This window comes from Paenibacillus sp. GCM10027628 (assembly GCF_042676385.1).
In the GTDB taxonomy this organism is placed as follows: domain Bacteria; phylum Bacillota; class Bacilli; order Paenibacillales; family NBRC-103111; genus Paenibacillus_E.
This window is the reverse complement of record NZ_JBHTHA010000015.1, coordinates 64,842-88,655: the sequence shown is the minus strand read 5'-3', so window position 1 is coordinate 88,655 and position 23,814 is coordinate 64,842. Positions and strand designations below refer to the sequence as shown.

Here is a 23,814-nt window from a genome sequence, read left to right as displayed (position 1 = left end):
TATGCAAAATGCAATTGTCCAAAAGAACAATCTAAATTTGAATAAACTGCTACTCATCGGTGGGGCGGTTTCCGCACCGTTGTTTTTCGCAGTAGCCATCGTCCAGGCGTTCACTCGTACGGGATTCGATATCAGGCGTCACGCCATCAGCACCTTAACACTGGGCGATTTGGGTTGGATTCAAAGTGCCGATTTTATCGTCACCGGATGTCTCGCCGTATTGGCGTCCATAGGAATTCGCGGTGTGCTTCGAGGCGGCAAGGACGGCGTGTGGGGGCCATTGCTCATCGGGGTTTACGGGATCGGAATGATCGCGGCCGGGCTGTTCCGTCCGGATCCCGGGCTCAGCTTCCCCCCCGGCGCCCCTGAGGCCATGCCGACATCGATGAGCAGCTCTGCGGCCATCCATTCTTTGGCTTTCTTTACGGCTTTCATCTGCCTGATTGCGGCATGCTTTGTTTTTGCCCGCCGGTTTGCCACGCAAAGCAATCACAGCTGGAAGACCTATTGCATAGCGACGGGCTTTATTTCTCCTTTGCTTATCGCAGTGGGCGTGGTCATGAGCAGTTGGATCGGCGTTATTATGGGGTGCTCCGGATTGGCGGCGTTCGGATGGGTTTCGGCTCTTTCCGTACGATTGCGCGCTGAAGTTTCTAAAGCAAAGGTTCCTATTAGGGTGGCTACAAGGCACATTCGTCACTGACGAGTGTGTTTTTTTAACGTCAAAAAAAATCAGGAGACTGGCTTTTTACTTAAATGTGTTTAGCGTACGTTTTTCGCGAATCTTGGCAGTGAGAAGTAATGCTCGCCGGAGATATTAGCGGTAACCAAAAGCAATCGCCGGTCCGGATCAGTCCATTCTTGTTACGGATTAACAGGGGTAATGCCCACCGATTATCAACCTTAAATATGTCAACTTGTGTCATACTATTAAGATGAGGCTGCCGGTTATCCCGGCAGCCTCAACTTAGCTCTTATCTCTATTAAACGCATAGGGCGGTTGCTCCATCCAACCGTTCTCAATCATAATTTTTGCTGCATCTTCAACAAATGATGAGATGTTCATTAATGACTTCGCATAGAGGAGTCCTATATCATGTCTTCCGTTTACAGCCGCAGAATTTCCAAACGATCTAATTTTCATTGAAAACATGTCCGTCTTATGAAACAACATTAATTTATCCGAAAATGGAGAAAATGTTGATGTTGTAACCAAATGGTCAAGAAACGATGGGGAAGGCAAATTTTCATTATGTAGTTTTTCCATATAGAGTTCAACGTGTTTATGTGTCATATCCTTGCCTTTTATAAACAGTTTTCGAATCTTTTCGGATTTTACTACTTGGCAAAATGCCATGATTAATGCCTTGCTTGTTACATTGTTTTCAATATTATCATAGAAATGGGCAATTTCTAATGCATGTAAAGGTCGTACATGTCCAAAAAAACCATTTAAAAAGTCTTGATGAATAAACTCCACTTTATCTGGAACTGGAATAATAGGAGGTTTAATAATGAATCCTTTATTCATTAATATATCTTTGATTTGTTCAATCAAAGCCATGGTGGAATCCATACAATAAATAAAAAATTCTTTTACATCCTTCCTATACACAAGCGGTACGGCTACATTATAGATGCTCATTCCTGCTTTTGCTGCATATTTCAAGTAATGAACATAGTATTCATCTTCAAACAAACGAGGAGCACCAAGGTTTACGTCTTCTTCTGTAAAACCTTTAGGAATCGGGAAATGTTCTTTCCTGAAAATATCTTCAATTGTTTTCATGAACTCTAAGCTTAATTTTAATGCATTCTGTAATAAAGTTTTAATATCTTCATCCTCAACGTGTTGAAGGAAATATTGTAATATACATTTTGACATGCTGTTTCCTACAAATGTTGCCCAAAGTTTACCCATTTCTGCAGATGTTAGTTTTTCACTGGTATTCAATTTAGTTGAACCGATTTTTATGGGTTTAATCGTCGTTTCCATGATACCTCCCTAACAAAATTTTTGCTTAGTATTTTCATCCATTCGAAATCATATTCTGATGCTCCTTGTTTTTGTTGAGTTATAAATCCTAGTTCCTCGGTAACGCAATGAGAGTCATGTTTATGTTAAGATGGTCTTATCTAAAAAAGACAGCGCGACTTGGGAATGGTGAAAATATGAGAAGAGACGAATTGAGTAAAATAATTGAACGGCGTGAAGAAGGACGAGCCAAGCAAGATCAAGCGATCTTAAGTGAGGTTCGGAAACAATTGTTAGAACTACTCTCTGGTTACCCGAATGATGCTGAGATCAACTATCAAACCGGTGTAGCGCATGACAATTCCGGCCTTGGACGAGAGGCTATTCCATTTTATGAGCGAGCCCTTGAGTTGGGCCTATCTGGTCCTGATTTAGAAAGATGCCTAATGGGTCTAGGGAGTACTTACCGCTACTTGGGCAACTACAATAAAGCAGTTGAGACGTTACGCAGAGGTATGCGAGAATTTCCAGAGAACCGAGCGATTCAAGTGTTTCTAACCATGGCTCTCTACAATAGCCAAAACTACAAGGAAAGCATTGAACTTCTGATCACCAATTTAATGGAGACTACCTCAGACGAAAAACTTCTTTATTTTAAACGCGGAATAATGGCATATAATGAAGATCTTGATGAAACGGCTGAATAAATCTATTTTTTTCCGTTAGTTGAGTGGTATTACCTCAAAACTTGCCTTGTTAGTTTCAAGTTCTAAGTCTTTTACATTGTCCCCGTTTCCAACTGTGAATTTTGCAACTGCCGAAACTTCATAAAAACCTGGCTTTTCAAGTTTATACGTGTAATGCTCAGTAATCATCCCTTTTCCTTGAAAAGTACGATATTTTCCTACCATAGCCATTGCAAATGTATTAACCCCCTTGCCATTACTATCTTTAATAGAGAAATAAAAGAGACCTGACGCATGTAAAATCGTAAAATTTGGGAAGAGAGAGATTTGCTGTTTGTTCTTCAGATGGTGAAGACTGACCGCATGCAACTAAGTTAAGTACGGCGAGAATTATAATAATAAATTTGTTCATTTAAGCACCTCCTACGAAACAAACGTAAAAATCTGGGATTTTGTTACAAAGAATTCAAGATCGCGAAAAAAAATATCCCTAATCATCGTTAATAAACGATTCTTAGGGATAACTGTCTGTTAGTTGAGAAAGTCCATTTATATTTAGATATGATATTGACTTTTAAATTTGAAAATCTCATCAACGGCTTGATGATACCCACCTGATTTTTGAAAGGATTCCCTAATACTTGCAACAGCTTTCTTGAAAGATGAGTAACTTAACACATGATCTACGGCTTCCCGTAGTTGATTTGCAGTCAAGCTTTGCATTTGTAATTTAATGCCTGCTCCGATATTGGCGACTTGCCCGGCAATGATCGGCTGATCCGCGCTTTGTGGGATTACAATTAGCGGTACCCCGTAATAGAGACCTTCATTGGTACTGTTCATTCCACCATGTGTAATAAATAATTTAGTGTACTGCAGTACATCCGTTTGTGGAACATAATTTTTTACGATAAAGTTTTTAGGAATTTCCCCTAAATCAGAAATTTGGGTTCTATTCCCAATAGACATGACAATAGTATGACCAGTGTTCCCAAATGCCTCAAAACAAAGCTTATAGAAATCAATTGCTTGGTTAAAGACTGTACCCAGTGAAATGTAAATTGGGTTTTTCCCCTTGATTGCAGTAAAGTCGAAGCTTTTTTGAGTTAATCGTGAAGAGATGGATGGACCTACAAATTTATAAGTTTGGTCAAATGCTTCTCCATAAGGTTGAAACTCCCTAGTTGTATAAACGATTGTAAGTGGTGCTGGATTACAAAACACTTCGTAAGGAGAATGGATCTCCACATCATATTTTTCCTTCACCATTACCGTTAGGTTTTGAAATTTATCCTGTATAGGTTTAACTATTTCTGTAGGGACGTTTATAGAAAATTGCTCCAACATTTTATCGAATGATACTTTTGACTGCGCAAAAGAAGTACAAGAGTTGATTGCAGGAAGCTTAAGAATTTGAGCAAGTAAACGTCCACAACCAAACATGGAATCATGGATGATGTAATCAAACTGCTCTCCTTTGATCTGTTCAAGAACGCTAGGTATGACTATATCTGCCGTAAGTAAAAGACCGTTGATTCTTTCGAGTAAATAATCTCTTCCACCTGAGATAAAGGCTTTTATAAATTTTTGATCGTCAAATGTTCGTACTGTAGCTCCCGTCTTCTCAATACGCTCCCGAAAAGCTTCTATAGAAAAGTACACGACCTCTTCTCCACGCGAAATAAGCTCTTCCACAACTCCAATAGTTGGATTGATATGTCCCTCTGATCCACCACTAATAAATAAAACACGCGCCATTTCTACCACTCCTTAGGTATACTGTTCTCTAAATTGTGTACGTGTAAGGGACACTGTCCCATACCAACGCTCGAATTAAATAATGGAATCAAGTTTATCATAGTACAATACTTGAAAATTTCAAAACTTTAATCGCCATATTTTCCCGCGATTCTGCCTGTTAGCGCAACAAGCCGCCAATTGCCGACGTTCGGAGTTTTTCTGTTAATGGAACATTTACTTTTTTTGTTAAATACTTGACCATTACGTTACGTAACGGTGTATAGTAAATTTACCGGTAACAGCTAGCGCTCAAGAAAGGAGATGATCATGCAACGAGAGTGGAAAGTCGGAGAACTTGCGAAATTGGCGGGACTAACGATTCGCACTTTACGATTTTACGATCAAATCAGTTTGTTTTCGCCATCCGGGCATTCTAATTCCGGATACAGGCTCTATACGGAAACGGACATTTCGCGTCTGCAGCAAATTCTGTCCTTGAAAGAGTTAGGGCTGTCTCTGGAGCAAATTAAAGCCGTTATCGCTGGTGATCAGCTAAGCCTATTAGACACAGTTTCCCTACAAATAGCCCGGCTAAAAGAAAACATTCGTATGCAACAGAAGCTTTTGCACGAACTCGAGAATGTATCAAGCCGGATGCACAGAAACGAACCGTTGACAGTTGAAAATTTCACTAAAATCATGCGGTCAATGAGGATGAATCATGAGAAGTATTTGGAAGAGAAGAAGTCGAGCTGGAATCTCCACCTCGACCAACTCGGCGCATATTTAGACGAACATCCGGGAGAACCCGGCCAAGGAGGATTCGACCATGAATGAACCATCTGCCAACCATTCCACTTTCGTCATCGAAAGGAACTATAAGCATTCGACTGCCAGGGTATTCGCCGCTTGGGCGGGCCAAGCCGCCAAAGCCGTCTGGTTCCCGAAAGCCGACGAGTTCGATTTCCGCGTAGGAGGACGAGAGTACAGCCGTGGAGGCCCGCCGGGAGGCCCAGTCTTCACTATGGACGCATGCTATCAAGAGATCGTTCCGGACAGACGCATTGTCTACTCGTACACGCTGGACATGGACGAAACGCGGTTATCCGTCTCCGTGACGACGGTGGAGTTCAAACCAGAGGACGGCGGCACACGGTTGGTCTACACAGAGCAGGGTGTTTTTCTGGACGGCCATGATAAGCCAGAACTGCGGGAACACGGAACGAAACTATTATTGGACAAGCTCGGCGACGCTCTGGACGGGCAATGAAAGTTGCGGAGAGTTTACAAATCGATTGAGGATTCATTTTGGAGGGGTGGACATGAACCAAAACAACGCATCAAACAAAATGACAACGCAAGTAGGTGAACGCGAGATTGTGATCACCCGCGTATTTGATACTCCACGGGATCTTGTCTTTGATGCTTGGACAAAAGAGGAGCACCTGTCGAAGTGGTGGGGACCTCAAGGTTTCACGACGACTTTTCAGAAGTTTGAGATGAAGCCGGGCGGTACATGGCAGTTTATCATGCATGGTCCTGATGGCGTTGATTATCCCAACACCAACGTCTTTGTCGAGGTTGTTAAACCCGAGCGAATCATCTTTAAACATGATGTGTTTCCTCATTTTCTGGCGACTACGATCTTTGAAGATTTGGATGGTAAGACCAAACTCACTTATAGCACAGTTTTTGAAGAAGATGCCGCTATATTCGATAAGGTGAAAACATATGCCGTCCCAGGCGGCGAACAGACCATGGATCGTCTTGATGAGCATCTGGCAAGTATGTCTTAAAAGTAAGGGGCCGGCCTCTTATTGATGCCCCCGGTAACAGCTCGCTATTTATTTCGCGAGGATGAAATCGTATCGTTTTGAGGGTTCAGTAAAACCTTGGCAAAACACTAGGCCTACAGCACAGGACGGCATCCATGTTATACATCGATATTGGCCAAACCAGAAATTGAAACAGCGACAAGCCATGGACGAGAAAATATAGTCCTAGACTGTCGCTCTTTTTCAATCAACTAACGTACTCGTTAGTTTAACAACCTCCGGGTCAATGGCTTATCATCCCAGACTTGAACTTCTATGTACCTCTCGGGTCCTTTATTACCCAGGGGATTCCAAACCTGAGGTAATCCGAATTCTTCTATTACTTCATTAATCTCATGTAATGTATAAATTTGACCTCGATATTTCTTTCCATCCTGGTATCTCATCGTTGGAAACAAACCTCCATAAGTAAAGCTTATGGAATTAGAATCGAATTCTCTAATACGAATATAAAGCTCCTTTCCCTTTTCAAACCACTCTAAGAGCCACGGACATTCTCCAACAGTCATGTAATGTGGAGAGTTTCGAATAGGCTTGCCGCCCTTTAACATAAACAGTTCTCTTGCTGTTTTTTCAAGACTTCGTCGAATTGTTAGGTAGTCTGTGGATCTTTTGCTTGCGAATCCTTTCTTCTGGACGCGAATATCTTGAAGTGTTCTCTCCGCATCTTCTGGTTCTAAATCTGATAAATTTTGAAAAGGACCTGTTGATTCATCAAAATAATGGTATAGAAAATTAATCATGAAATTACCTCACAAAATGTAAGTTATCACCCTATACAATTGCACTATTGTTCCCAGTTACTTTAATGAACGAATACTATTAAACAGTGGGTTTTCAATATCAATCCCTTTCTCATTACAGTATTTAGACCAATCATATACATCAGCAAAAGCTATTTTGTCCCACAGTTCCAACAATTTTTCAAGATTCCTTGCAATAGTTGTCCCGTGTATATATGGACCTCCATCCATTACATCATGCTCTAAAAAAACTATGGAAAAATTTTTTGTTACATCTATACAAAATAAATCTCCATTGGGGAACCTAGTTATGGGTATCCAATTGGGCCAATCTACAACTAGAGCCTGTAACCCAACATTCGTGCTAAACTCATGACTATTCTTTGATTCCTGAACCATTTTAAGCATTTCACCATAAGTTGTAATTATTTCTTCAGGCGAGAGCAAGTGCAGATAGCCCCTTTTACATGGATCACCAAACTTTTCTTTTGAGGCAGACCATTTAAAAATTAAGCCACTTGTTTCCTCTAAATATATCTTCTTCAAAGCAACTGGAAGTGCCTTATTCAGTGCAGCGACCAGAGCGTTCCATTTACTCATGTCAATTTTAGGGAGAGGATCTGAAAGATCTATCTCTGTCCCATGCTTATGTAATAATGCCGACTTTTCGAACACCTTGTTTATTAACAAGTACCCACCCCATCTGCTTTGTATTTCACCTCAGTCTCGCAGTATCCTCTCGTTTTTCAACTAACGTTCTCCGTCCCTCAATATTAAGGATTTATCTAACGAATACTCATTCATTCGCAGGATTTCATCACTTTGGGTTAGCATAAACGAAATGAAGTTGGACTTATTCGACCCCGTGGTGGCCATTTAAGGCATGCGGGAACAGAAGAAACAAATGGAACATTTCCCCATTTAAAAATCTACTGCACGCATGCTCCACATTTCCCTGGAGACTAACCATCCCAAGGCTCTACGGGTCGATGCCCTTACATTCCTTCGTTACACCTATCCAAGGTGTGGAGACCGATAGCGTTTAGCGGATGGGTCTGTGCCCTTATGGGAAACGAACTCGGTCCTCCGTGCTTTCTTTGTTTGAAGTCCTGCGAATGAATCAATTTACGTTAGTTCGATCATGTTAAGCAGCCTGAGTATACTGAATGACTGTTTTTTCAGGAGTAAACGACTCCTTAGAATGCACCATGCCGACTAAGATTCGTGTGTAGAGCCTCCAGCTCGCTTCATATATTTTCTCCAACCTGTAATAACTTCTGAAGTAGATTGACCTTTTAAATCCAGCGGGGATGGGAAATCTTTGAGTGTTGCTAGGGATCGTGGACAGGTCCAATCTTTAAACACCGAAGCATACTCAGGGAAGCGTATATCCAACCAACGAACGATCCGATTTTGCATCCGAACACTATTTGTTACCCAAAATTCCCGATCACTCATTAGGGTCCGTAACCTCTGAAAATGAGTTGCTTGTCGGATGTATTCATAGTAATAGCCACGGCTAACAACATCTGCTATAACAAGGGCATCCTTAGGATCACTTTTGGAAGGACAATTATCTCGGTTCTCCTTGTTTCGTTTCGTCGTTGCTGGATTCACTAGAACAACGTTTAGGCCTTTTTCCACCAGCCAGTTTGCCAAACTGTACCAGTAGTGTCCCGTTGGCTCCATGCCAATTATGATGCTCTTTAATCGATGTTTTTGTTGCAAGCCTTCCATCCAACGATGTAACTTTTCAAATCCTAGAAGTGTGTTTTTGAAGAAAAGGCGCTGATTTGTAAGGATAATGCCTCGATAATTAGTAGCTTGAGCTACTTGAGTTTCCTTTGCCATATCTATGCCCACAACTACGTTGATTTTGTCCGTCTGATTGCTTAAACTTCATAATAAGAGCGCCTCCTTGATGGTGTTGGGTATCTACCCGTCGACAAACCCATCATACCGAGGCGCTCCTTTTTTGACAAAGCCCATTTCTTAGGCTATACAGGAATGTTTAGTCTTATGATGTAATGTTCATCAAACTTAAAAGGAGGCTTAGAACGCCTTTATATTAGTTTCCCGGTTCCAAACATGATTGAAAAATCTGCAGTTGACTACCTAAACCCGGGTAAGCTTATCCGGGTTTCGTATGAAGTAGATTCTGGCAAGCTTTCCGTGTCGGTGCTGCAAAAATATAGCAGCGACGGTTTCGTCCCCCGAACGGAGTACGATACCGGTCTCACCGTTCAGAGGGGCAGACTCGGATTGAAGACTTCCCTGATAATAGGGCTTTATGCCCTCGAACGCGCCAGCAAGGATTCGGGCCACTTGATCGCGCGTTTGTATCGGACGCGTAAAGGCGAGTACTTTTCCGCCCCCGTCGGAGACGAGCATGACATCTTCAGAAAGCAGGCACAGCACATGGTCGACGTTACCTTGTTCGAGGGATGCGAGGAACCGGCTAACCCATTCCAATTCGATCGCTTCGGCCGCGACCGGCTCTTCCTCGGATATGCCCATCTTGCTTCTTGCCCGGCTCATCAACATGCGGCAATTCGTCTCTCGCTTGTCGAGCAGTTCAGCTATTTCGGGATAATCGAAGCCAAGCGCCTCACGCAGGACGAAAACCATCCGCTCTGTCGGAGTTAGCCGCTCGAGCAGTACGAGCATTGCGTAAGACAGCAAATCGCGGCGGACGACTGTCGTCTCGAGCGTATCCGCTTCCGGCGTCCGAATCGGTTCTGGGAGCCAAGGACCGACGTACATTTCCCTTCTCTTCCGCGCCGACTTCAGCTGATTGAGGCAGTGATTGGTTACCATTTTGCACAAATATGCCTTCGGCTCCTCTAACCGTTCGGGATGTACGTCGCATGCCTTAACAAACACGTCCTGCACCGCATCTTCCGCGTCTGCCGCAGAACCGGTCAACTGATAAGCCAGAGTGAACAGCAGCGATTTATATTGATCGTAAAGTTCTTCCAATCGCTGTCCCTCCTTTCATTTTCTATCTAAGCATACTGGCGGCATCCTCTACCAGCTTCTTGATTCTCCCGGGAATCTTTCCTGACATTACCATATCGAGTCCCCATGTACGTATCCAGAACACTCCTTTTTGCCCCAATGCGATGGTGAAAGCATCCATATTCGACTTGGCTGAATGATGACTTGGAGCCGGACGGCCCTCCAAATCTGCCATCACGATTTTCCCCAGTCGTAACCCCTGCTCCCCAGCTTCAAAGCACGTCATCTGAGTTGCTCTGCCGTCTCTCGGATCGACGATTCCCGCACAGTCCCCAATGCTGTAAACGTTCGACATCCCTTGGACGCGATAACATTCATCCACCAGTACCTTCCCATCAGGAGTAAGCGGCAAGCCCAAACCCCGCAGTCCCGGATTGGGTATCAAGCCGAGTGTCCATATACATAGGGAGGCCGCCAGACAATCGCCGCCCCTGAGCGTCACCGCTCCTGCTTCCTCTCGTAACGCCCTACGATTGTGAAGCACTGTTACTCCACATTCGATGAGCTGCTGATCCAACCTCCGTCTAAATTTCTTCGACACTTCCGGGAGCAGTCTTTCCTGTGCATTCAGCAAATAGACGGAGGCATCGGACGGATTCAGCCCCAGCGCCGCTGCTTCCTTCTGAATGGCGAGCGCCAGCTCGGCGGACGTCTCAATGCCGCTGATGCCTGCTCCCGCAACCATGATGGTCATCAGTCTCTTTCGTTCCTCAGGATTCGTCTCGTCGGCAGCCTTCCGCAGGTTGACACGCCAGTGTTCCCGGATGTTTGCCGCGGCTTGTGGGTCGGTCAAGGCGATGCCTCCCTGATCGAGATCCGGTCGCCGAACGATGCTGCCGACCGCCACGACTAAAAGGTCGAAATGCATGCAGGCATTATTTCCTTGCACATCCGTATATAGAATCCGTTTTTCCCCGCTATCCACGGACGTAACCGTACCTTGCACGAATTCGAATCCCTTTAAAACCAAGTTATTCCATGGAATCACAATCTCTTCCTCGACCGCGGTCGGACGGAACATTCTCAATTTGCGCAAGTGACCGGGCTGCTTATCGATCAGAACAAACCGAATCGGCTGTCCGTTCGCCATGCCCCGTGTCGTTGCCTGTATTTGTTTGAGCGCTTGTAGCCCTGCATAGCCGCCTCCGATAATTATACATGTCAAGTCGTTCATCTTTCCTCAGCTCCTTTACGTTTGCACATATAACAATGTAAGGCCCTGATTTGTAACATCGGAAACGCAAAAAAATGCGCCCGTTTAATGAGGCCACTGAAAAAGTTCTCTGACTGTTTGATGCGATACAAAAAGACCTTGTTCAGCCTGTAAATGGCTTTAATCGGTCTATTCGTGGTTTTTCAGTGGTCTCCGTTTAATTAGCCGTTCTTTCATGCCAGTTTTTTGAGTAAATCTGCCAGTTAGCGTAATGAGGCTGCCGATCAGGGCCGGCAACAATTGCTGATATGGGATAAATTGTAAATATATATCCTAGCAAAAACGCTATTACCTATGATAGGATGCAAAAAAACCTCTTGGCAGGGCCAAAAGGTTACTTGTGGTATCGTGAGGATTAGACACTTCGTTTGCGCGGGACGGACAAAATCTCTTGCGCAACTTCAATATTGCTTAGGACTTTCCCCAAGCGAAGCTCTCAGTCCATATTCGGATTTGCATTTATGCTTTTCAGTTCCTTAGCCAGTGCTATGAGGTCTTTCGGATTCCTTTTGCTGAAGTAAGTGAACAAGCGATTCATACTCGTCACCACCATTTGAAATCTGGCGGCAAAATGAAGAGAAATCGGGAGTTTGTTTTAAATCGTAACTCAGAATTTTCTTTATCAAGGCCTCAATTAGATTTTGCTCTAAATCATCTCTTCGATCATACTTAATTTGTTTTCGAACACTTTGAATAGTCGGCGAAACAGATGTGATAATTAAATCGAGAGCTTTACTATCGCCATTTTGAGCCTTTAAAACTAAATCGAACAATTCATTTTCCATGGCTGCCCCCGCTATTTTGAATAATAACTTCAGTTAATTTATTAATGGTATCTGTTAAAATTTCTAATTTTCTTTCAAATCGCATGAGTAAATAACCAGTGAGGACAATAGGGAAACCGACTTGGCTGATCGCAGTTAATAAGTTGGTACTATCCAAATTGATCACCTCCTTTCTGGCATAGCAAGCCTTAATTTTTGTAAGGCTAGGTTCCTGGTCTTGCAAACAGCTTGGGGAGAGACACCAAGTATTTTTGAAATTTCGTTATCTTGATAGCACAATGCATAACAGAGGGTAGTTATCATCTGTTGTTTCTGTGAGAGCATAGCAAATGCATTGGCTAAATTTTCATTAGTAAATGAAGATTGAAATTGGAGTGGATCCGACACACATATTTCTGGATCTTTTACAATTTGACTATGGACTAACAGCTCTCCAAGTGTAGTAGACTCGCCATTTTCGGATACAGGACGATCAAAAATAAGTTGGTCTCGTTTATCTCTTTTTTGATGAATGCGCATTTGATCAATAGCAACAAATTTAATGGTAGAAACAAGGAATTTGACAAAGCGAATTCGAAAGAAATATTTACGGAAGGTAATTTCTAATTCATTTTGGCTATCAGAATCTCCATCAAGTGTTTTGAGAATCAACACAATATTATCTTCATTCTCAAAAAACTTTCGTATTAACGGATTCGAAAATAGGATGGAGTTCTTTAAACGATACTCCTCAAATTTTTCTAATTGTGCCGTTGAAATCATTCTATTTATCACTCCAATTCTAACTCTTTCTCTATTATTAAAGTGAAATTTATTAGTTAAAAAACAACCACAGAAACTAATGTTCGTATAATTTTTTTTAAAAAAAAGTGGCAATGAATTCTCAAGAATTGTTTTGAATTTCAACACATCAGGAGGATTGAAGACAACTGAAGGAACGAATGTTTGTTAGTTTTTTCATGAAAAAATGATCTCTAAAAAAGAGATCGTGCGTTCCTGTCGCATATATATTATACCACAAAGCATACTTAATTTGGAAAATATTATGTTTCGTCGCGATAAATGTTAAAGTGGATTTCTAAAGTGTTTAGATTAAATCATTCCATCTAGGTTGTTTATTTTTGCAGTTCTTTCACTTTAAAGAAAAAAAGACTGAAAGGAGCTTTCTACATGACAAGTAATGAGTCCTATATGACTCGTATATTAGCACTACGGAAGGAACTCTGCAGATTAGCGGGCTGCCTTCTACAATGTGATCCAAGAGATCAAGAATTTTATGATAAAGTAGCGCAGTATTATGCGACATGGCTGAAATCATTGGAGGCTGATTGTATGACTAGATATTCAAAGTCAGTAGATTGTGGATTGACGGGAGTTGAAGACGAAAGCTTTTATTGCAAGAATGACCATGAACAGATGAAAGTATGTGGAAAATAGATTGCCACGTAAGCCCCCATCGTTTGGTCTTACAGTGATAACTGCCCTTCTACCTTGCGCATTTGTCTATGTAAATCCTCTTAAACGAATAAGTCTAATCAGTCCGTTTCAAAACAAAAGTTCATTATAAAGAAAACAAAACAACCGACCTCTTATCTTTAGCTAAGAGGTCGGTCTTTTTTATGTTTATTCAGAAGTCATTCCACATGGATAAGCAACTTACACTCGATTAGGAAAAAATTTAATTAATCACGGTTGTTTTTTTATTGGTCAAATATCACTTTTAATATATGAACAAAACAACTTGTCGGGCAGGGATAGGCCGACAACTATGATGTATCCCTTTTGTTCTAAAATACAATAATTTTAAGGAGTGCTTTTCTAATGACAACATTAGCCATCGGGGCACCGCATGCGGTATCAATTGAAGGTTATTATTCAGGAAGCGTAATTGCACGTAAAGCATTTACCATTAGTGTAACAGCACTAACCAGTGGCATTCCAGATACTTCGTATAATGGTTCCGTCACAATTTACGCAAACTCGGCATCAAGCGATACAGCGTATACACTCGGTTCTGTCTATTTAAGCAACGGTTCCGGTACCTCAGGTAGCTTGACGATTTCATCCGTTTTGGGTAACGGAAGCGGGCGAAAAATAACGGTTCGCGATTCTTATGGAAACACGTCGAGTGTGAGTGTAGGTGTATGGTTCCAAGGGGATGCAACGACATTCGATGGTCATACAGGCGACTATTGCGGAAATACGCCACCAACATATTACGTAGCTTTACCGGCATACTCATCTGTTCTTCCTTGCGGTACAAGTGTCGTGGTGTATAATCCTGGAACCGGAAAATCTGTCACAGCGCAGCGCTATGATGTAGGGCCATTTGTTCCATACCATAGTTGTTCAGAAGATCCGTATTGGCAGACTGGGAACATTCCATTTAACGTCCAGCATAAGGGTGAGACACGGGGGACCCTCTGTGGATATCCGAGTGATACAACGAAAATTAATGGAGCCATTATTGACCTTGGAATTCCAACAGCACAGGCTCTCGGGTCGTCTGGTTACGATACGATTCCGAATGCCCTTTGGAGATTCACCTAAAAATACAAAAAAGAGCAGACGCCGTTCAATCGGCAGCTGCTCTTTTCTCTTTCATTTGAATTAATGTATTGTCAAGGTGATTTTAGTAATAAAGAATATATCAGTATTTGATGGTTTTTCAACCGTAATGTTATATTTCCCGATGGAAGGTACAGTGATTTCATAGCTAGCCTTACGTTCATCTCCATCTATAAACATGTTTTTATCCGTTCGTTTAATAACGACGCCCTGCTTTAATGTCAGAGTGTTTGTATTTTTCGCATTATTTGGGTTTGCCTCGTTTTCAATGTCCTGGGTTGTTAAGTTAGTTGTCTTAATTACTGCAGCAGTAAATGAATCCCCTAACGTAGGTTGGTGACCTTCTTTAAATTGTTTGAACGTCTCTTCCGGCAAATTTACAACTTCACCTTTTGAATAGTAAGGAATACTGGTAAGAGGCCCGCTTAAATTTGCAACACTGTAAATGAGAATGGTAGTATGAGTTGGTTCTGGGGTTACTGCTGGTGAAACAGAAGAGCCGGATATTTGCTTCGGTTCAGAGGTCGTAGAGGATTGGCAACCAGTTAACAAGGCGATTGAAATGATAAAAAACATAAATATCTTAGACACGACATACCTCCAACTTCATAATTATTATTTAATATTTAGACGTTACGAGCAAGGTATTTGTTCCTTTACTCTTAAAAAATGTGGTAAATGTCCCATTCTTCCCCTCTTGCTCTCCGTCTCAATCAAATGGGTGAGATTAGAAATTTCAACACATCAACATATTCCATAGGGTTGTTTTAATGACATCTCATTTCACTATATATAGTGTAAAGCAATTCTTGTCTGAGGGATTTGGATGGTCCTGACCGACAGCATCCAGTTTGTTTTACGAATTTGACGAATTATCCATTCAATATTTTGAGGGAGGAAATCTCAATGGCAAATCGGACGTTTATTAATAATCTCAACACGCAAAAGTATCTTCAATGCGGGCAATCCTGGTCTGGTTCCACTACTAGTTGTGGTGGATCGATGTGTTCTGAGGGTTGTTATATCACATCAACAGCAATGGTTTTCAAAAGTTTTGGAGACACCGTTGATCCTGGTACACTTTTAGCAGCACTTAAGCCAAATGCAGCTGATTGCCCGATAAACTGGACTTCCGCGGCAAGTAAATATGGACATACCGTCGGCGAACAAGCTCCTGGCACCTTCGATCAATTAAAGGCAAAACTGTTTGATTATATCTACAATAAAAATAAGCCAGTTGTATATTGCGTGTCGGGGTCTACTACTCACGCTGTGGTCATTACTGGCGTGAACGCAACCATTCCGGTAGATCCTGATACAGGCGCTCCTGAAACGGCGTATCTGACCAGCTCGATGTTCTATGTTAATGATCCGGGGAACAATTCTAATAGCACGTTGGACCAAGTATTCTCCAGATATCCATCGTCTGTGAAAATCGTTGCATATAATAAATAAGTTAAAAGGAGAGAGGTATCTATTTGCATACCTCTCTTTTTATGTTTTCATTGTGCAAGGATTGCCGAATCAGATATTTTGAGATTTTTATTCAAAGAAAGCGACTCCAAATCAGTGACGTTTGATTTATCTATAAGAAGGTACTGCAGATCCTTTAAATTGGACAATGCTGCGACAGAAGTTATTGGGGATTTCCTTACGTCTAAATATTGCAGTTTTGATAGAGATTTCAATGATGACAGATCCTTAATTTGAGTTTCCCTTGCTTGTAACCTATTAAGGTTTGTAAGTGATGATACGGGCGCGATATCATTTATCGGATCGGCCGAAATGTCCAAAAAGGTTAGTTTCGAGAATGAGGAAATTTCCTTTATATCTGATATAGGATTATTGGAGATATCTAAATGTTGCAGTGATGATAATGCCTTTATAGCCTCAATGTTGGTTAGGTCTCCATTAGTTAATGAAACAGATTTCAACTGATTCATTTGCTCAACAGGTATTTCTTTAATTATAAACTCAGTAACAGCAAAGCTCTCCAGCAGATTTAATGTAGATATAAAAGAATAATCTTTTACTTTGATGTGACTAAGCGATAAGTTTTTTAAGTTGTTCATATGAGAAATAATAGATAAATCGACAGGACCACCTCGGCGGTCTTCATCCGTCATCATAGTCACACCATTTAATGTAAATGCTCTTATTTTAGATAAATCGGCATACACAATGGAATCAGGCTCTTTATCCACGAGTTTAGCAATTGCTTTTATGACGAATTTGGGTGCTTGTGGGACTTCTTCAGTTCTATTTTGTTGTAAGTAAGCATTAGAGCTAGAAGCTGGCTCATTGAATTTTATCTCTTCAGCCTTACAAGCTACAAGGAATATTGCAAATATTGTTCCCATGATCATCATCCGCTTAATTCTCATTTTCATCCTCCATTTGAAAATATATACATATTTGACGCGACATCAATGATAAAAGTTCCGTAAGTCTAATAAAAAAACTAACAAACACTTTTAAATCGCTTTGTGCAACTGAGTGTCGCTCAAACGTTCATATCCAATAGTATTTCCAAAAAACAGGGTGAATTTTGAAGGACCGAGTGAATCTTATGTTCTTGAGTATCTAAAAAGAAGAGAGCTCACGAGGGGATCATAAGGTCATAAAAAGAAAAGTTACACCAAAAGCAAGGGAAAGGAATTATTTTTTGTAAAAGGTTGTTAAAATCCGAACTCGGTTCACTTTAAATAATGTGAGTACATCACAGGACGATCGGTTAGGGATAAATCGATCTGACTGTATCCCTTTTGTACTCCATTATCTAATACTAAATAAAAATGGAGTGAATCTAAATGGCTAATACGGCAACTGAAGAAAATACAGGCGTGGCACCCTTCTGGGTTAGAGTAAATAATGTCCGTGTCTATGCGACTTCTGACCCAGCACGAGTCACCGCCATCGTGGCAAGATTAAATGCAATCTTCTCAGATACCAATCGGGATCTAGATTTCATTACACCATCCATTACAAGTGATGGGTACTACGTTATCACTTGCCCGCTGGTACGTAAAAATGTCGGAGAGGTAACTTACCTGTATGACACGAACAGTTCAGATGGATGGAGATCGTATCCAGAAAAATTATATGAGGCAACGCATTGGAATGATTCTAGAGACAAAAATCAAACAGCAATCCTTACGATTGAAGGGGTCTCGAATCCTTGGGTTCAGGCATTGCTAGTCGCAAATAGCATTCGTGCAGCTATTAATCTTAACTTCCCGGATGCTGCTGGCCGCTCGACGCCTCAGCAACTCGTAAAACCATCTAATGAGCAGTCCTATGTCGCAAGTACAATCTCATCGAGTGCAACTTGTGACTTCTATGCACTACCATGTCAAGGTGGTTCTGCAGGAACAACATCTCCGTGCTCTGAGATAGGCTATTCGGCGCAAAATATTCTAAATACAACCACTGGCAATGGCGAGGTTCTTCATGGACAAGGGCTAACTGCAGCTATTACCAGTACCAACAACTGGAACACAAACTATTTGAACAAGTTTGTAAAAGTAACGAACCTTTCCACTGGTCAGTATGTAGTTGTTAGGGTTACCGATACAGCGCCGGCTGGAAGAGGTATTGAATTGACGTACCGAGCATGGGCCCACATCGGAAAGCCGTCTGGAACCGGCACTGTTAAGATTGAGTTAATGGCATAAAAATAACTCCAATAAAGAAGTAGCTCCTTTTTATGGGCTACTTCTTTATTTTTATTTTATCATTATCAATCATGTATTCGTATTGTTCATTACTACCGGGAAAAGTAACAATGAACGAATTTTTTTGGTTATCGTACTCCACATTGGCTGCTCCAAGCAATTCATTCAAATTTGTGGAGAGTACTTGGGAGTCTTTCAGTTTATAGATTTCGGTATTATGGGGCATCCCCACGTTCGCAATGATTTCGATAACCCCATCTTTATCTATGTCGGATTCCTCAGTAAATTTCTCCAAGCGAATGATCGCATTGGGTTGTGGTCCAAGTATGTTAAAATAAATCGCTACCGGACACGCTGAACCGCATGCCCCTGCGATTTTCAACATTTCCTTGTTATTGCCTAGATGTATTGACTTGAATTGAATAAGATCCAAATTTTCTTTTTGCCCATATCCAATGATTCCATAATCCCATACGGTACTCCCTACTTGAGCTCCTAAATAGTAGTTCTCCTTATCAGATTTCTTAGAAAAAACGAAATACGTTACACCCCCAACATTCTTAGTAATTGGGGTTTTGATGACGTCTGAAGAGGAAATTTTCGCTGTCGGGACTTTATCTTGCACGGCTTTATATTCAATTTGTTTGCTCAGAGGAACATTATTCGTACTGTCTGCATTTGGTTTTACTGATGCTACCGACTCTGAAGGTGAGGGATTGGTCGGTGTATTTATTACCTCATTAACAGAACTCTTTGTACTACTTTGGCATGCCGAACAGACCAAAAAGAATAGACTCAGAGTAACTATCAAACATAATGGACGCATGCGAAACAGGATCAATTGCCTGATTTTCATTTTTTCTCAATCCTTCCTATAAAATACCCGTTGGTGTGGTTTACCATAACCCTTTTGATGAATCTTTATACTGAAATTCTTATTTCAATTTGTACAAATCTTGCTACTGCTTTGAGTTTTAGTTTGAAACAAATTTTGAAAAGGTTGTTTAAATCCAATCTTATTTCACTTTATTTAATGTAAAGCAATCTAGTTTAAAGAATGATCATCCCTCTTTCTCATTTCCATCCTCCGTTAGAAAATATATACATATTTGACGCGACTGTAATGAAAAAAGTTCCGTAAGTCGAGAAATACAATAAACGAACACTATTAATCGGTATGGTGAAACTGAATATCTCCCGTGCTTATATTGGAAACAAAAAACCTCTTGGCCTATACAAGAGGTTTACTTATGATGTTGGTTGGATTAGACTCTCCGTTTGCGAGGGACGGACTAAATCTCTTGCGCTGCTTCAATATTGCTAAGGACTTTCCTCAAGCGAAGTTCGCTGTTCATATTCGGATTTGCATTTCTATGAGGTCTTTTCAAGGGTACCCCCTGCAATACTATTATATCTTCTCTCGCCTTTCTGCCCTCGAGATTACTCCCGCTCCGGCATTCACCAACTAAAGCGCGAATAAGAAAAAGAGGCCGCAATTGTGCGAACCTCTTCTTTGTACATAGGGTTATCCAAACGATAGCAGCAATTGATTTTCCATAATCTTTGCTGGCCGCTTGACTTTTTTCTTTCCTGAAGCAGACGCGAGCTCCGCAAATGTAAGAAGCTGAATCGTTTCGATCTCCTGCTTCTGCTTTGCCGTAGCCACTTCGGTAATGACTGTCTCTGCTGTTTTTGTGCCGAAAATATCGAACAGATCAAGTACCTCCACATCGACGTCCATAACCTCATCCTCGCTCTGATAAGCTGCAGCAGAAGTAAGAACTTGTTCCTCATCGTGCTGGACTTTCTCGCGAGACGCACGCCATACTTCCGGATCCAACCCACAAAGACGTATGGTGGCGTCCGGGAGTTCCTTCATACGCTGCTTCAGCACGTCTTTGAAGGCGTCCTCGGCAATCATTTCTACGCCCTCGAGTTCCTTCGCCGCAAGCTTTTGCCATGCCTGCGCAACGTCTGTAGATGCGAAGCAAGAAGCCAAATCACGTGCTCGGTAATAATGATAGGCGAACGTTTTGCTTAAGGTATGTGTTCCAATACGACGCAAACCATACTTCTTCACGGCGCTGCGCAAAATGCGGTACGCCTGGCTTCGATCGATGCTCTTACGACCGCCTTGCTTCTTGACTTGCCTGGAGGAGAAAATATATTCGTATTCGGCCCGCCCTTCAAGCAGTAGCGCAAGCTCTCGCCGCAGCCAATCTGAAATGGGCAATGTAATCTCTTGCCCTGTTTTGGTCACTCGAATATACAACTAATCTTCATGTTCCCGACCTGCAGCTTCAAAATATCCGATATCCGCAAGGCCGAGTTAATCCCAAGCAGGAACATGCAATAATTACGCATGTATTTTCTTTTTAAATCCCATTTGATTTGTGCGATGATATCAGTGTCACGGATAGGTTCGACTGTGTTCATGAAGAATCACCATACCTAACAGATATAATCTTAGAACAAAACTGTTTACATCCTTCCCACCTGCCCCATACGCATCCTTTACATATTGCCGGTTGCTTGGGAAGTTTTATAGACTTCTTCATTTACCTCCCTCCATTTCACTTGGGGTTATCTATTATTTATATTGCTGCCAACTTTCCCGCCATTTCTTACGTCGAATTGATCTTGGTACCCTATTGGTAACATTGGTTTTCCGGCTGAATATATCCCTGATCTTCCTTAACATCCTGCTTCCTCCCCTTTGAGTCTCCGAAGCAGCCCTCCTTTTGTCTGGTTGAATTGTCGGAAACAACAGACCATTTTATTTTTCCTCTGCTCATGGTAGCCGCTATGAACAAAAGGAACTGGATGCCTGGAATGAACAGACATACACTTCGCTTTGCTCATAATGAGCTGGGGCATCTAACCCCGCCTCACACCATACCACTGACGCTGAACGTCTAAGGCTTTAAGTCCCACAGCATGGCCGAGTTCCTACAAATGTGATAAGGGTACAGTAGGTATCACCCGAGCAATGGTGCTCTTTGTGATACAACTGTACCCTGTAAGCTTGGACACTTTATAGACAGCTTTTGGACTTAGAATAGACATTAATTTATTTTATTCTAGAAAGCTTGGATATTTACAATACTTGAATATTACATAGTTTTTGTATTTTTTTGTATTTTTTCATTCAACTCTATTACCTTAGGAATACTATATATTAAAAAAATAGTAATTTATGCCCATTAATATTTTTACATATATTGTCTATATTTCAATATATGAACATTATAATTCCTTTTTTTCTATTTTGGGTATTATTTTGGCTTCATGTATAATAAAATTAGGAGGTATTAAGTTAATGAGAAAGTTAGGATTTATTGCTTTGTGTTTGTTAATTTTTGCTTCAATTTCTTCTTCTGTTGCAGCATCTGGTCCTGGCCAATCTATTTACGCATGTGGCGAACGACAAAACGATTCTCAATGCTATGCAAAACCAAGTGTGGATGCAAACTGGACAACAGTGCCAGGAAATTCATGCTGTGCTGGAGCACAATGGACAGCTGCACTTAACACAAAGAATGACACGACATCATCTTCTTGGTGGGGATGGACAATTTCAATTGATGTGATAAGCCCAACAATTCAATTACAAGCTTCAACATATCTTAGTAACAAGAAATTTGTTGATGTAGTCAAATATAGGTACGGTGGAACCTCTTACACTCTTGATCAAGAGTATGCACCAAATGGTTGGAGCTTCTTCCCTACAACTTTTTGGGCATCCGCACCAAATACTTTAATCGTACTTGAAAGATCTACATATTATGGTGGTATGGGTGCAGACGATATGTGGCTCGACAACAAAAGTTGGAAATCCTAAAATTATAGAGGCTAATTGATAATGAAAAAGATAAAAGTTGTTGGTGTTTCAATACTTAGTTTAGCTGCAATTGTTTTCATCTCGAGCTATCTACTTGAAACTAATACAAAAGCAGCAACACCTATTGATAACTCAAGTGTTCAAAGCAACTCTTCACCTATATCTATTAAAAATAAAATGTTAAATGCAATTGATAATTACCAAAGAGTAAAAGGGAGTTATAAAAATATAACAAAAAATCGAAATGTCACTGTTGATTTTGATGTAGAACAAGGACAAAGCCCGTATAGTCACATTCTCTTAAAAAATATTGACGGTTCAAAAAAGAAAGAAGTTGTTTCAGACAGTAATTATCTTTTAGAAACTGATGAAATAAACAGAACTTTTACTAAAGAGAAAAAAGTTTTGAACAGAGAAAAAATCGAAACTACTCGTGAATCTAAAAACAGCAAAGGTCAAAGGGAATTCAAATATAGAAGCGATCCGGCAACAGCACAGGATGCTCAATTAGTTACATTTCCGCAACAAATCGCATTTTGGCTAAATGACGATCAAAAAAATTATGAAATAGTTGGCACTGAGAATCTATTAAATAGGGATACAACTGTCATCCAAGGCTATCTAAATTCAACCCTTTCAGAGAAATTTGGAAACTCATTTAAATTGTGGGTTGACACAAATACAGGAGTATTATTGAAATTAATTACATTTGATCAAAAGCAACAGGAAACTAGTCGTATCGAGGTATCTGATATTGAATTCGATAATGTTACTCCTAATGCTAAGAGTGCTGTATCAGAAGCCAAAAAAACTGTTGGATCATTTGAACAAGAGTTGCATTCGAAAGGCTTCAAGGATGGCGCATCAAATAATTAAATAAAAAAGGTGTCACCTATTTTGAGGTGACATCTTTTTTTTGAATCCAAATAAACTATTCAAGATATAATAATGTATTTGCAACGCTAATAATTCCCTCAATCAACTTTCTATCTATGGTTTTTTCGCAGTATCCCCACCCACTAAATCGTAAAATGGTGGCAGATCTTTAGTTACCCTTTATGTAACGATATTTGGTTACCTCGCGAACACTATATTCTTGGATTTGCTCAACTGCTCTCTGTAGCAATGGGCATGTACGAATTAACCTCGCCTGCAGAAATTTATTTTCATCTGATATGGGGGGGGGGGGGTTATTTTCATATCCAGCAAGGACACTAATCATTTTTGTATATTCTGTGAGCTGGATTTTTGCTTTTGCAATTGAATTGATTTCATTTACTTCAGAGTGTCCTTGTCCATACAAATCATACTATTCAATAATTGCTTTTTGAACTAATTCTTTATTATTGAAGTTCATAGAAATTATTTCATCTTCTGTCGGACCAAACATGGAAACAAGCATGTCGTTTGTAACATCTTGCCTATCATACTTTTTGAAAACAGTTCGAAATGCAGCAAAAGACGAAGGTAACGTATCAGCCAAAGTACCATCAAAGTCAAACAAAATAAGATTGGTGGTCATGAACTAGCTCCTTTTTCTGGAAATCTTGGTCGCCCATTATATTCCATATGATTACTTAATTCTCCTGCCAGTTACTTCAATGAAACAGGAGCAGCCGCCGTGGCAATCTGCTCCTGTTTTCGTAGAACTATTGTTATTCAATAGTTCAAATTCTTTTTGAAAGCAACGATTAGTTCAAGTGAGTAAAGAATTATGCTTGTTTTGCCGGCGGCCG

27 protein-coding genes are annotated in these 23,814 nt (G+C 40.9%); 10 read left to right on the top strand and 17 right to left on the bottom strand.

Translation table 11 applies throughout. The annotated features are described in order from the left end of the window. Position 1: 1 nt before the first annotated feature. The gene (locus ACFQZT_RS15195; RefSeq protein WP_379301250.1) at positions 2-703 is read left to right on the top strand and encodes a DUF998 domain-containing protein; all 702 of its coding nucleotides are present in this window, start codon (positions 2-4) and stop codon (positions 701-703) included. A 264-nt stretch (positions 704-967) separates the two neighbouring features. Here ACFQZT_RS15195 and ACFQZT_RS15190 read toward each other — a convergent pair whose 3' ends face one another. Then, positions 968-1,996 carry a DUF3231 family protein gene (locus ACFQZT_RS15190; protein WP_379301248.1) on the bottom strand — a complete coding sequence of 343 codons (1,029 nt, stop codon included), beginning with the start codon at positions 1,994-1,996 and terminating at the stop codon, positions 968-970. Positions 1,997-2,118: 122 nt separating this feature from the next. Here ACFQZT_RS15190 and ACFQZT_RS15185 point away from each other — a divergent pair, with 122 nt between their 5' ends. Then, entirely contained in the window at positions 2,119-2,682 is a 564-nt protein-coding gene (locus ACFQZT_RS15185) for a tetratricopeptide repeat protein (RefSeq protein WP_379301246.1), read from the top strand. Between the two features lie 15 nt (positions 2,683-2,697). Here the strand turns inward: ACFQZT_RS15185 and ACFQZT_RS15180 are convergent, their stop codons facing one another. Next, on the bottom strand, positions 2,698-2,892 hold the full coding sequence (locus ACFQZT_RS15180) for a hypothetical protein (protein ID WP_379301244.1): 195 nt from the start codon (positions 2,890-2,892) through the stop codon (positions 2,698-2,700). 324 nt (positions 2,893-3,216) lie between these two features. After that, the gene (locus tag ACFQZT_RS15175; protein WP_379301241.1) at positions 3,217-4,419 is read right to left on the bottom strand and encodes a macrolide family glycosyltransferase; all 1,203 of its coding nucleotides are present in this window, start codon (positions 4,417-4,419) and stop codon (positions 3,217-3,219) included. Positions 4,420-4,728: 309 nt separating this feature from the next. Between ACFQZT_RS15175 and ACFQZT_RS15170 the strand changes: the two genes are divergently transcribed. The 3 genes from ACFQZT_RS15170 to ACFQZT_RS15160 are packed head-to-tail and all read left to right on the top strand — an operon-like array spanning position 4,729 to position 6,197. Further along, complete coding sequence (locus ACFQZT_RS15170; protein WP_379301239.1) at positions 4,729-5,238, top strand: MerR family transcriptional regulator; 510 nt, start codon at positions 4,729-4,731, stop codon at positions 5,236-5,238. Further along, positions 5,231-5,671: an SRPBCC family protein gene (locus tag ACFQZT_RS15165; RefSeq protein ID WP_379301237.1), complete on the top strand. Its 441-nt coding sequence runs from the start codon at positions 5,231-5,233 to the stop codon at positions 5,669-5,671. Before ACFQZT_RS15170 ends, ACFQZT_RS15165 begins: the two co-directional genes overlap by 8 nt. 52 nt (positions 5,672-5,723) lie before the next feature. Next, a complete protein-coding gene (locus ACFQZT_RS15160) occupies positions 5,724-6,197 on the top strand; it encodes an SRPBCC family protein (RefSeq protein ID WP_379301235.1) in 474 nt (157 codons plus the stop codon). Between the two features lie 242 nt (positions 6,198-6,439). On the opposite strand, the gene ACFQZT_RS15155 is transcribed toward ACFQZT_RS15160, so the two are convergent. From ACFQZT_RS15155 to ACFQZT_RS15120, 8 genes are all read right to left on the bottom strand, one after another. Beyond that, on the bottom strand, positions 6,440-6,979 hold the full coding sequence (locus ACFQZT_RS15155; RefSeq protein WP_379301233.1) for a hypothetical protein: 540 nt from the start codon (positions 6,977-6,979) through the stop codon (positions 6,440-6,442). A 57-nt stretch (positions 6,980-7,036) separates the two neighbouring features. After that, the gene (locus ACFQZT_RS15150) at positions 7,037-7,669 is read right to left on the bottom strand and encodes an SMI1/KNR4 family protein (RefSeq protein ID WP_379301231.1); all 633 of its coding nucleotides are present in this window, start codon (positions 7,667-7,669) and stop codon (positions 7,037-7,039) included. Positions 7,670-8,194: 525 nt separating this feature from the next. Beyond that, positions 8,195-8,830, bottom strand: a complete 636-nt coding sequence (locus tag ACFQZT_RS15145; RefSeq protein WP_379301229.1) for an IS110 family transposase — start codon at positions 8,828-8,830, stop codon at positions 8,195-8,197. 264 nt (positions 8,831-9,094) lie between these two features. Further along, on the bottom strand, positions 9,095-9,958 hold the full coding sequence (gene sigJ / locus ACFQZT_RS15140; RefSeq protein ID WP_379301227.1) for an RNA polymerase sigma factor SigJ: 864 nt from the start codon (positions 9,956-9,958) through the stop codon (positions 9,095-9,097). A gap of 22 nt (positions 9,959-9,980) precedes the next feature. Next, the gene (locus ACFQZT_RS15135) at positions 9,981-11,171 is read right to left on the bottom strand and encodes an NAD(P)/FAD-dependent oxidoreductase (protein WP_379301225.1); all 1,191 of its coding nucleotides are present in this window, start codon (positions 11,169-11,171) and stop codon (positions 9,981-9,983) included. A gap of 515 nt (positions 11,172-11,686) precedes the next feature. After that, positions 11,687-11,995 (bottom strand): helix-turn-helix domain-containing protein, encoded by a 309-nt coding sequence (locus ACFQZT_RS15130; RefSeq protein WP_379301223.1) that lies wholly within the window; start codon positions 11,993-11,995, stop codon positions 11,687-11,689. Next, complete coding sequence (locus ACFQZT_RS15125; protein WP_379301221.1) at positions 11,985-12,161, bottom strand: YvrJ family protein; 177 nt, start codon at positions 12,159-12,161, stop codon at positions 11,985-11,987. Before ACFQZT_RS15125 ends, ACFQZT_RS15130 begins: the two co-directional genes overlap by 11 nt. Next, complete coding sequence (locus tag ACFQZT_RS15120) at positions 12,158-12,757, bottom strand: sigma-70 RNA polymerase sigma factor region 4 domain-containing protein (protein ID WP_379301219.1); 600 nt, start codon at positions 12,755-12,757, stop codon at positions 12,158-12,160. Before ACFQZT_RS15120 ends, ACFQZT_RS15125 begins: the two co-directional genes overlap by 4 nt. 1,059 nt (positions 12,758-13,816) lie before the next feature. Here ACFQZT_RS15120 and ACFQZT_RS15115 point away from each other — a divergent pair. Continuing rightward, a complete protein-coding gene (locus ACFQZT_RS15115; protein ID WP_379301217.1) occupies positions 13,817-14,545 on the top strand; it encodes an RlpA-like double-psi beta-barrel domain-containing protein in 729 nt (242 codons plus the stop codon). Positions 14,546-14,605: 60 nt separating this feature from the next. Here ACFQZT_RS15115 and ACFQZT_RS15110 read toward each other — a convergent pair whose 3' ends face one another. Beyond that, complete coding sequence (locus ACFQZT_RS15110; RefSeq protein WP_379301215.1) at positions 14,606-15,154, bottom strand: hypothetical protein; 549 nt, start codon at positions 15,152-15,154, stop codon at positions 14,606-14,608. A gap of 315 nt (positions 15,155-15,469) precedes the next feature. On the opposite strand from ACFQZT_RS15110, the gene ACFQZT_RS15105 reads away from it, so the two are divergent. Further along, the gene (locus ACFQZT_RS15105; RefSeq protein ID WP_379301213.1) at positions 15,470-16,018 is read left to right on the top strand and encodes a C39 family peptidase; all 549 of its coding nucleotides are present in this window, start codon (positions 15,470-15,472) and stop codon (positions 16,016-16,018) included. 47 nt (positions 16,019-16,065) lie between these two features. Here ACFQZT_RS15105 and ACFQZT_RS15100 read toward each other — a convergent pair whose 3' ends face one another. Continuing rightward, complete coding sequence (locus ACFQZT_RS15100; protein ID WP_379301211.1) at positions 16,066-16,947, bottom strand: leucine-rich repeat domain-containing protein; 882 nt, start codon at positions 16,945-16,947, stop codon at positions 16,066-16,068. A 426-nt stretch (positions 16,948-17,373) separates the two neighbouring features. On the opposite strand from ACFQZT_RS15100, the gene ACFQZT_RS15095 reads away from it, so the two are divergent. Beyond that, complete coding sequence (locus tag ACFQZT_RS15095) at positions 17,374-18,237, top strand: septal ring lytic transglycosylase RlpA family protein (RefSeq protein WP_379301209.1); 864 nt, start codon at positions 17,374-17,376, stop codon at positions 18,235-18,237. A gap of 37 nt (positions 18,238-18,274) precedes the next feature. Here the strand turns inward: ACFQZT_RS15095 and ACFQZT_RS15090 are convergent, their stop codons facing one another. The 3 genes from ACFQZT_RS15090 to ACFQZT_RS15080 form a co-directional block, all read right to left on the bottom strand. Continuing rightward, a complete protein-coding gene (locus tag ACFQZT_RS15090) occupies positions 18,275-19,093 on the bottom strand; it encodes a hypothetical protein (protein WP_379301207.1) in 819 nt (272 codons plus the stop codon). Positions 19,094-19,762: 669 nt separating this feature from the next. Further along, a complete protein-coding gene (locus ACFQZT_RS15085) occupies positions 19,763-20,509 on the bottom strand; it encodes a tyrosine-type recombinase/integrase (RefSeq protein ID WP_379301205.1) in 747 nt (248 codons plus the stop codon). Then, complete coding sequence (locus ACFQZT_RS15080; RefSeq protein WP_379301203.1) at positions 20,494-20,673, bottom strand: site-specific integrase; 180 nt, start codon at positions 20,671-20,673, stop codon at positions 20,494-20,496. Before ACFQZT_RS15080 ends, ACFQZT_RS15085 begins: the two co-directional genes overlap by 16 nt. A gap of 883 nt (positions 20,674-21,556) precedes the next feature. Between ACFQZT_RS15080 and ACFQZT_RS15075 the strand changes: the two genes are divergently transcribed. Both ACFQZT_RS15075 and ACFQZT_RS15070 read left to right on the top strand, forming a co-directional pair. Next, positions 21,557-22,078 carry a hypothetical protein gene (locus ACFQZT_RS15075; RefSeq protein WP_379301201.1) on the top strand — a complete coding sequence of 174 codons (522 nt, stop codon included), beginning with the start codon at positions 21,557-21,559 and terminating at the stop codon, positions 22,076-22,078. Positions 22,079-22,099: 21 nt separating this feature from the next. After that, complete coding sequence (locus tag ACFQZT_RS15070) at positions 22,100-22,954, top strand: sigma-E factor regulatory protein RseB domain-containing protein (protein WP_379301199.1); 855 nt, start codon at positions 22,100-22,102, stop codon at positions 22,952-22,954. Positions 22,955-23,387: 433 nt separating this feature from the next. On the opposite strand, the gene ACFQZT_RS15065 is transcribed toward ACFQZT_RS15070, so the two are convergent. Next, positions 23,388-23,600 carry an HAD family hydrolase gene (locus ACFQZT_RS15065; protein ID WP_379301197.1) on the bottom strand — a complete coding sequence of 71 codons (213 nt, stop codon included), beginning with the start codon at positions 23,598-23,600 and terminating at the stop codon, positions 23,388-23,390. Between the last annotated feature and the right edge of the window lie 214 nt (positions 23,601-23,814).

Excerpts from the sequence above, each read along its gene's own strand:
- ACFQZT_RS15070 (WP_379301199.1), top strand. The coding sequence starts at position 22,100 with ATGAAAAAGATAAAAGTTGTTGGTGTTTCAATACTTAGTTTAGCTGCA.
- ACFQZT_RS15170 (WP_379301239.1), top strand. The coding sequence starts at position 4,729 with ATGCAACGAGAGTGGAAAGTCGGAGAACTTGCGAAATTGGCGGGACTA.
- ACFQZT_RS15090 (WP_379301207.1), bottom strand. The coding sequence starts at position 19,093 with ATGAAAATCAGGCAATTGATCCTGTTTCGCATGCGTCCATTATGTTTG.
- ACFQZT_RS15105 (WP_379301213.1), top strand. The coding sequence starts at position 15,470 with ATGGCAAATCGGACGTTTATTAATAATCTCAACACGCAAAAGTATCTT.
- ACFQZT_RS15075 (WP_379301201.1), top strand. The coding sequence starts at position 21,557 with ATGAGAAAGTTAGGATTTATTGCTTTGTGTTTGTTAATTTTTGCTTCA.
- ACFQZT_RS15190 (WP_379301248.1), bottom strand. The coding sequence starts at position 1,996 with ATGGAAACGACGATTAAACCCATAAAAATCGGTTCAACTAAATTGAAT.
- ACFQZT_RS15065 (WP_379301197.1), bottom strand. The coding sequence starts at position 23,600 with ATGACCACCAATCTTATTTTGTTTGACTTTGATGGTACTTTGGCTGAT.
- ACFQZT_RS15080 (WP_379301203.1), bottom strand. The coding sequence starts at position 20,673 with ATGAACACAGTCGAACCTATCCGTGACACTGATATCATCGCACAAATC.
- ACFQZT_RS15100 (WP_379301211.1), bottom strand. The coding sequence starts at position 16,947 with ATGAGAATTAAGCGGATGATGATCATGGGAACAATATTTGCAATATTC.
- ACFQZT_RS15115 (WP_379301217.1), top strand. The coding sequence starts at position 13,817 with ATGACAACATTAGCCATCGGGGCACCGCATGCGGTATCAATTGAAGGT.
- ACFQZT_RS15180 (WP_379301244.1), bottom strand. The coding sequence starts at position 2,892 with ATGGCTATGGTAGGAAAATATCGTACTTTTCAAGGAAAAGGGATGATT.
- ACFQZT_RS15160 (WP_379301235.1), top strand. The coding sequence starts at position 5,724 with ATGAACCAAAACAACGCATCAAACAAAATGACAACGCAAGTAGGTGAA.
- ACFQZT_RS15095 (WP_379301209.1), top strand. The coding sequence starts at position 17,374 with ATGGCTAATACGGCAACTGAAGAAAATACAGGCGTGGCACCCTTCTGG.
- ACFQZT_RS15165 (WP_379301237.1), top strand. The coding sequence starts at position 5,231 with ATGAATGAACCATCTGCCAACCATTCCACTTTCGTCATCGAAAGGAAC.
- ACFQZT_RS15175 (WP_379301241.1), bottom strand. The coding sequence starts at position 4,419 with ATGGCGCGTGTTTTATTTATTAGTGGTGGATCAGAGGGACATATCAAT.
- ACFQZT_RS15195 (WP_379301250.1), top strand. The coding sequence starts at position 2 with ATGCAAAATGCAATTGTCCAAAAGAACAATCTAAATTTGAATAAACTG.
- ACFQZT_RS15185 (WP_379301246.1), top strand. The coding sequence starts at position 2,119 with ATGTTAAGATGGTCTTATCTAAAAAAGACAGCGCGACTTGGGAATGGT.
- ACFQZT_RS15145 (WP_379301229.1), bottom strand. The coding sequence starts at position 8,830 with ATGGCAAAGGAAACTCAAGTAGCTCAAGCTACTAATTATCGAGGCATT.
- ACFQZT_RS15155 (WP_379301233.1), bottom strand. The coding sequence starts at position 6,979 with ATGATTAATTTTCTATACCATTATTTTGATGAATCAACAGGTCCTTTT.
- ACFQZT_RS15120 (WP_379301219.1), bottom strand. The coding sequence starts at position 12,757 with ATGATTTCAACGGCACAATTAGAAAAATTTGAGGAGTATCGTTTAAAG.
- ACFQZT_RS15130 (WP_379301223.1), bottom strand. The coding sequence starts at position 11,995 with ATGGAAAATGAATTGTTCGATTTAGTTTTAAAGGCTCAAAATGGCGAT.
- ACFQZT_RS15135 (WP_379301225.1), bottom strand. The coding sequence starts at position 11,171 with ATGAACGACTTGACATGTATAATTATCGGAGGCGGCTATGCAGGGCTA.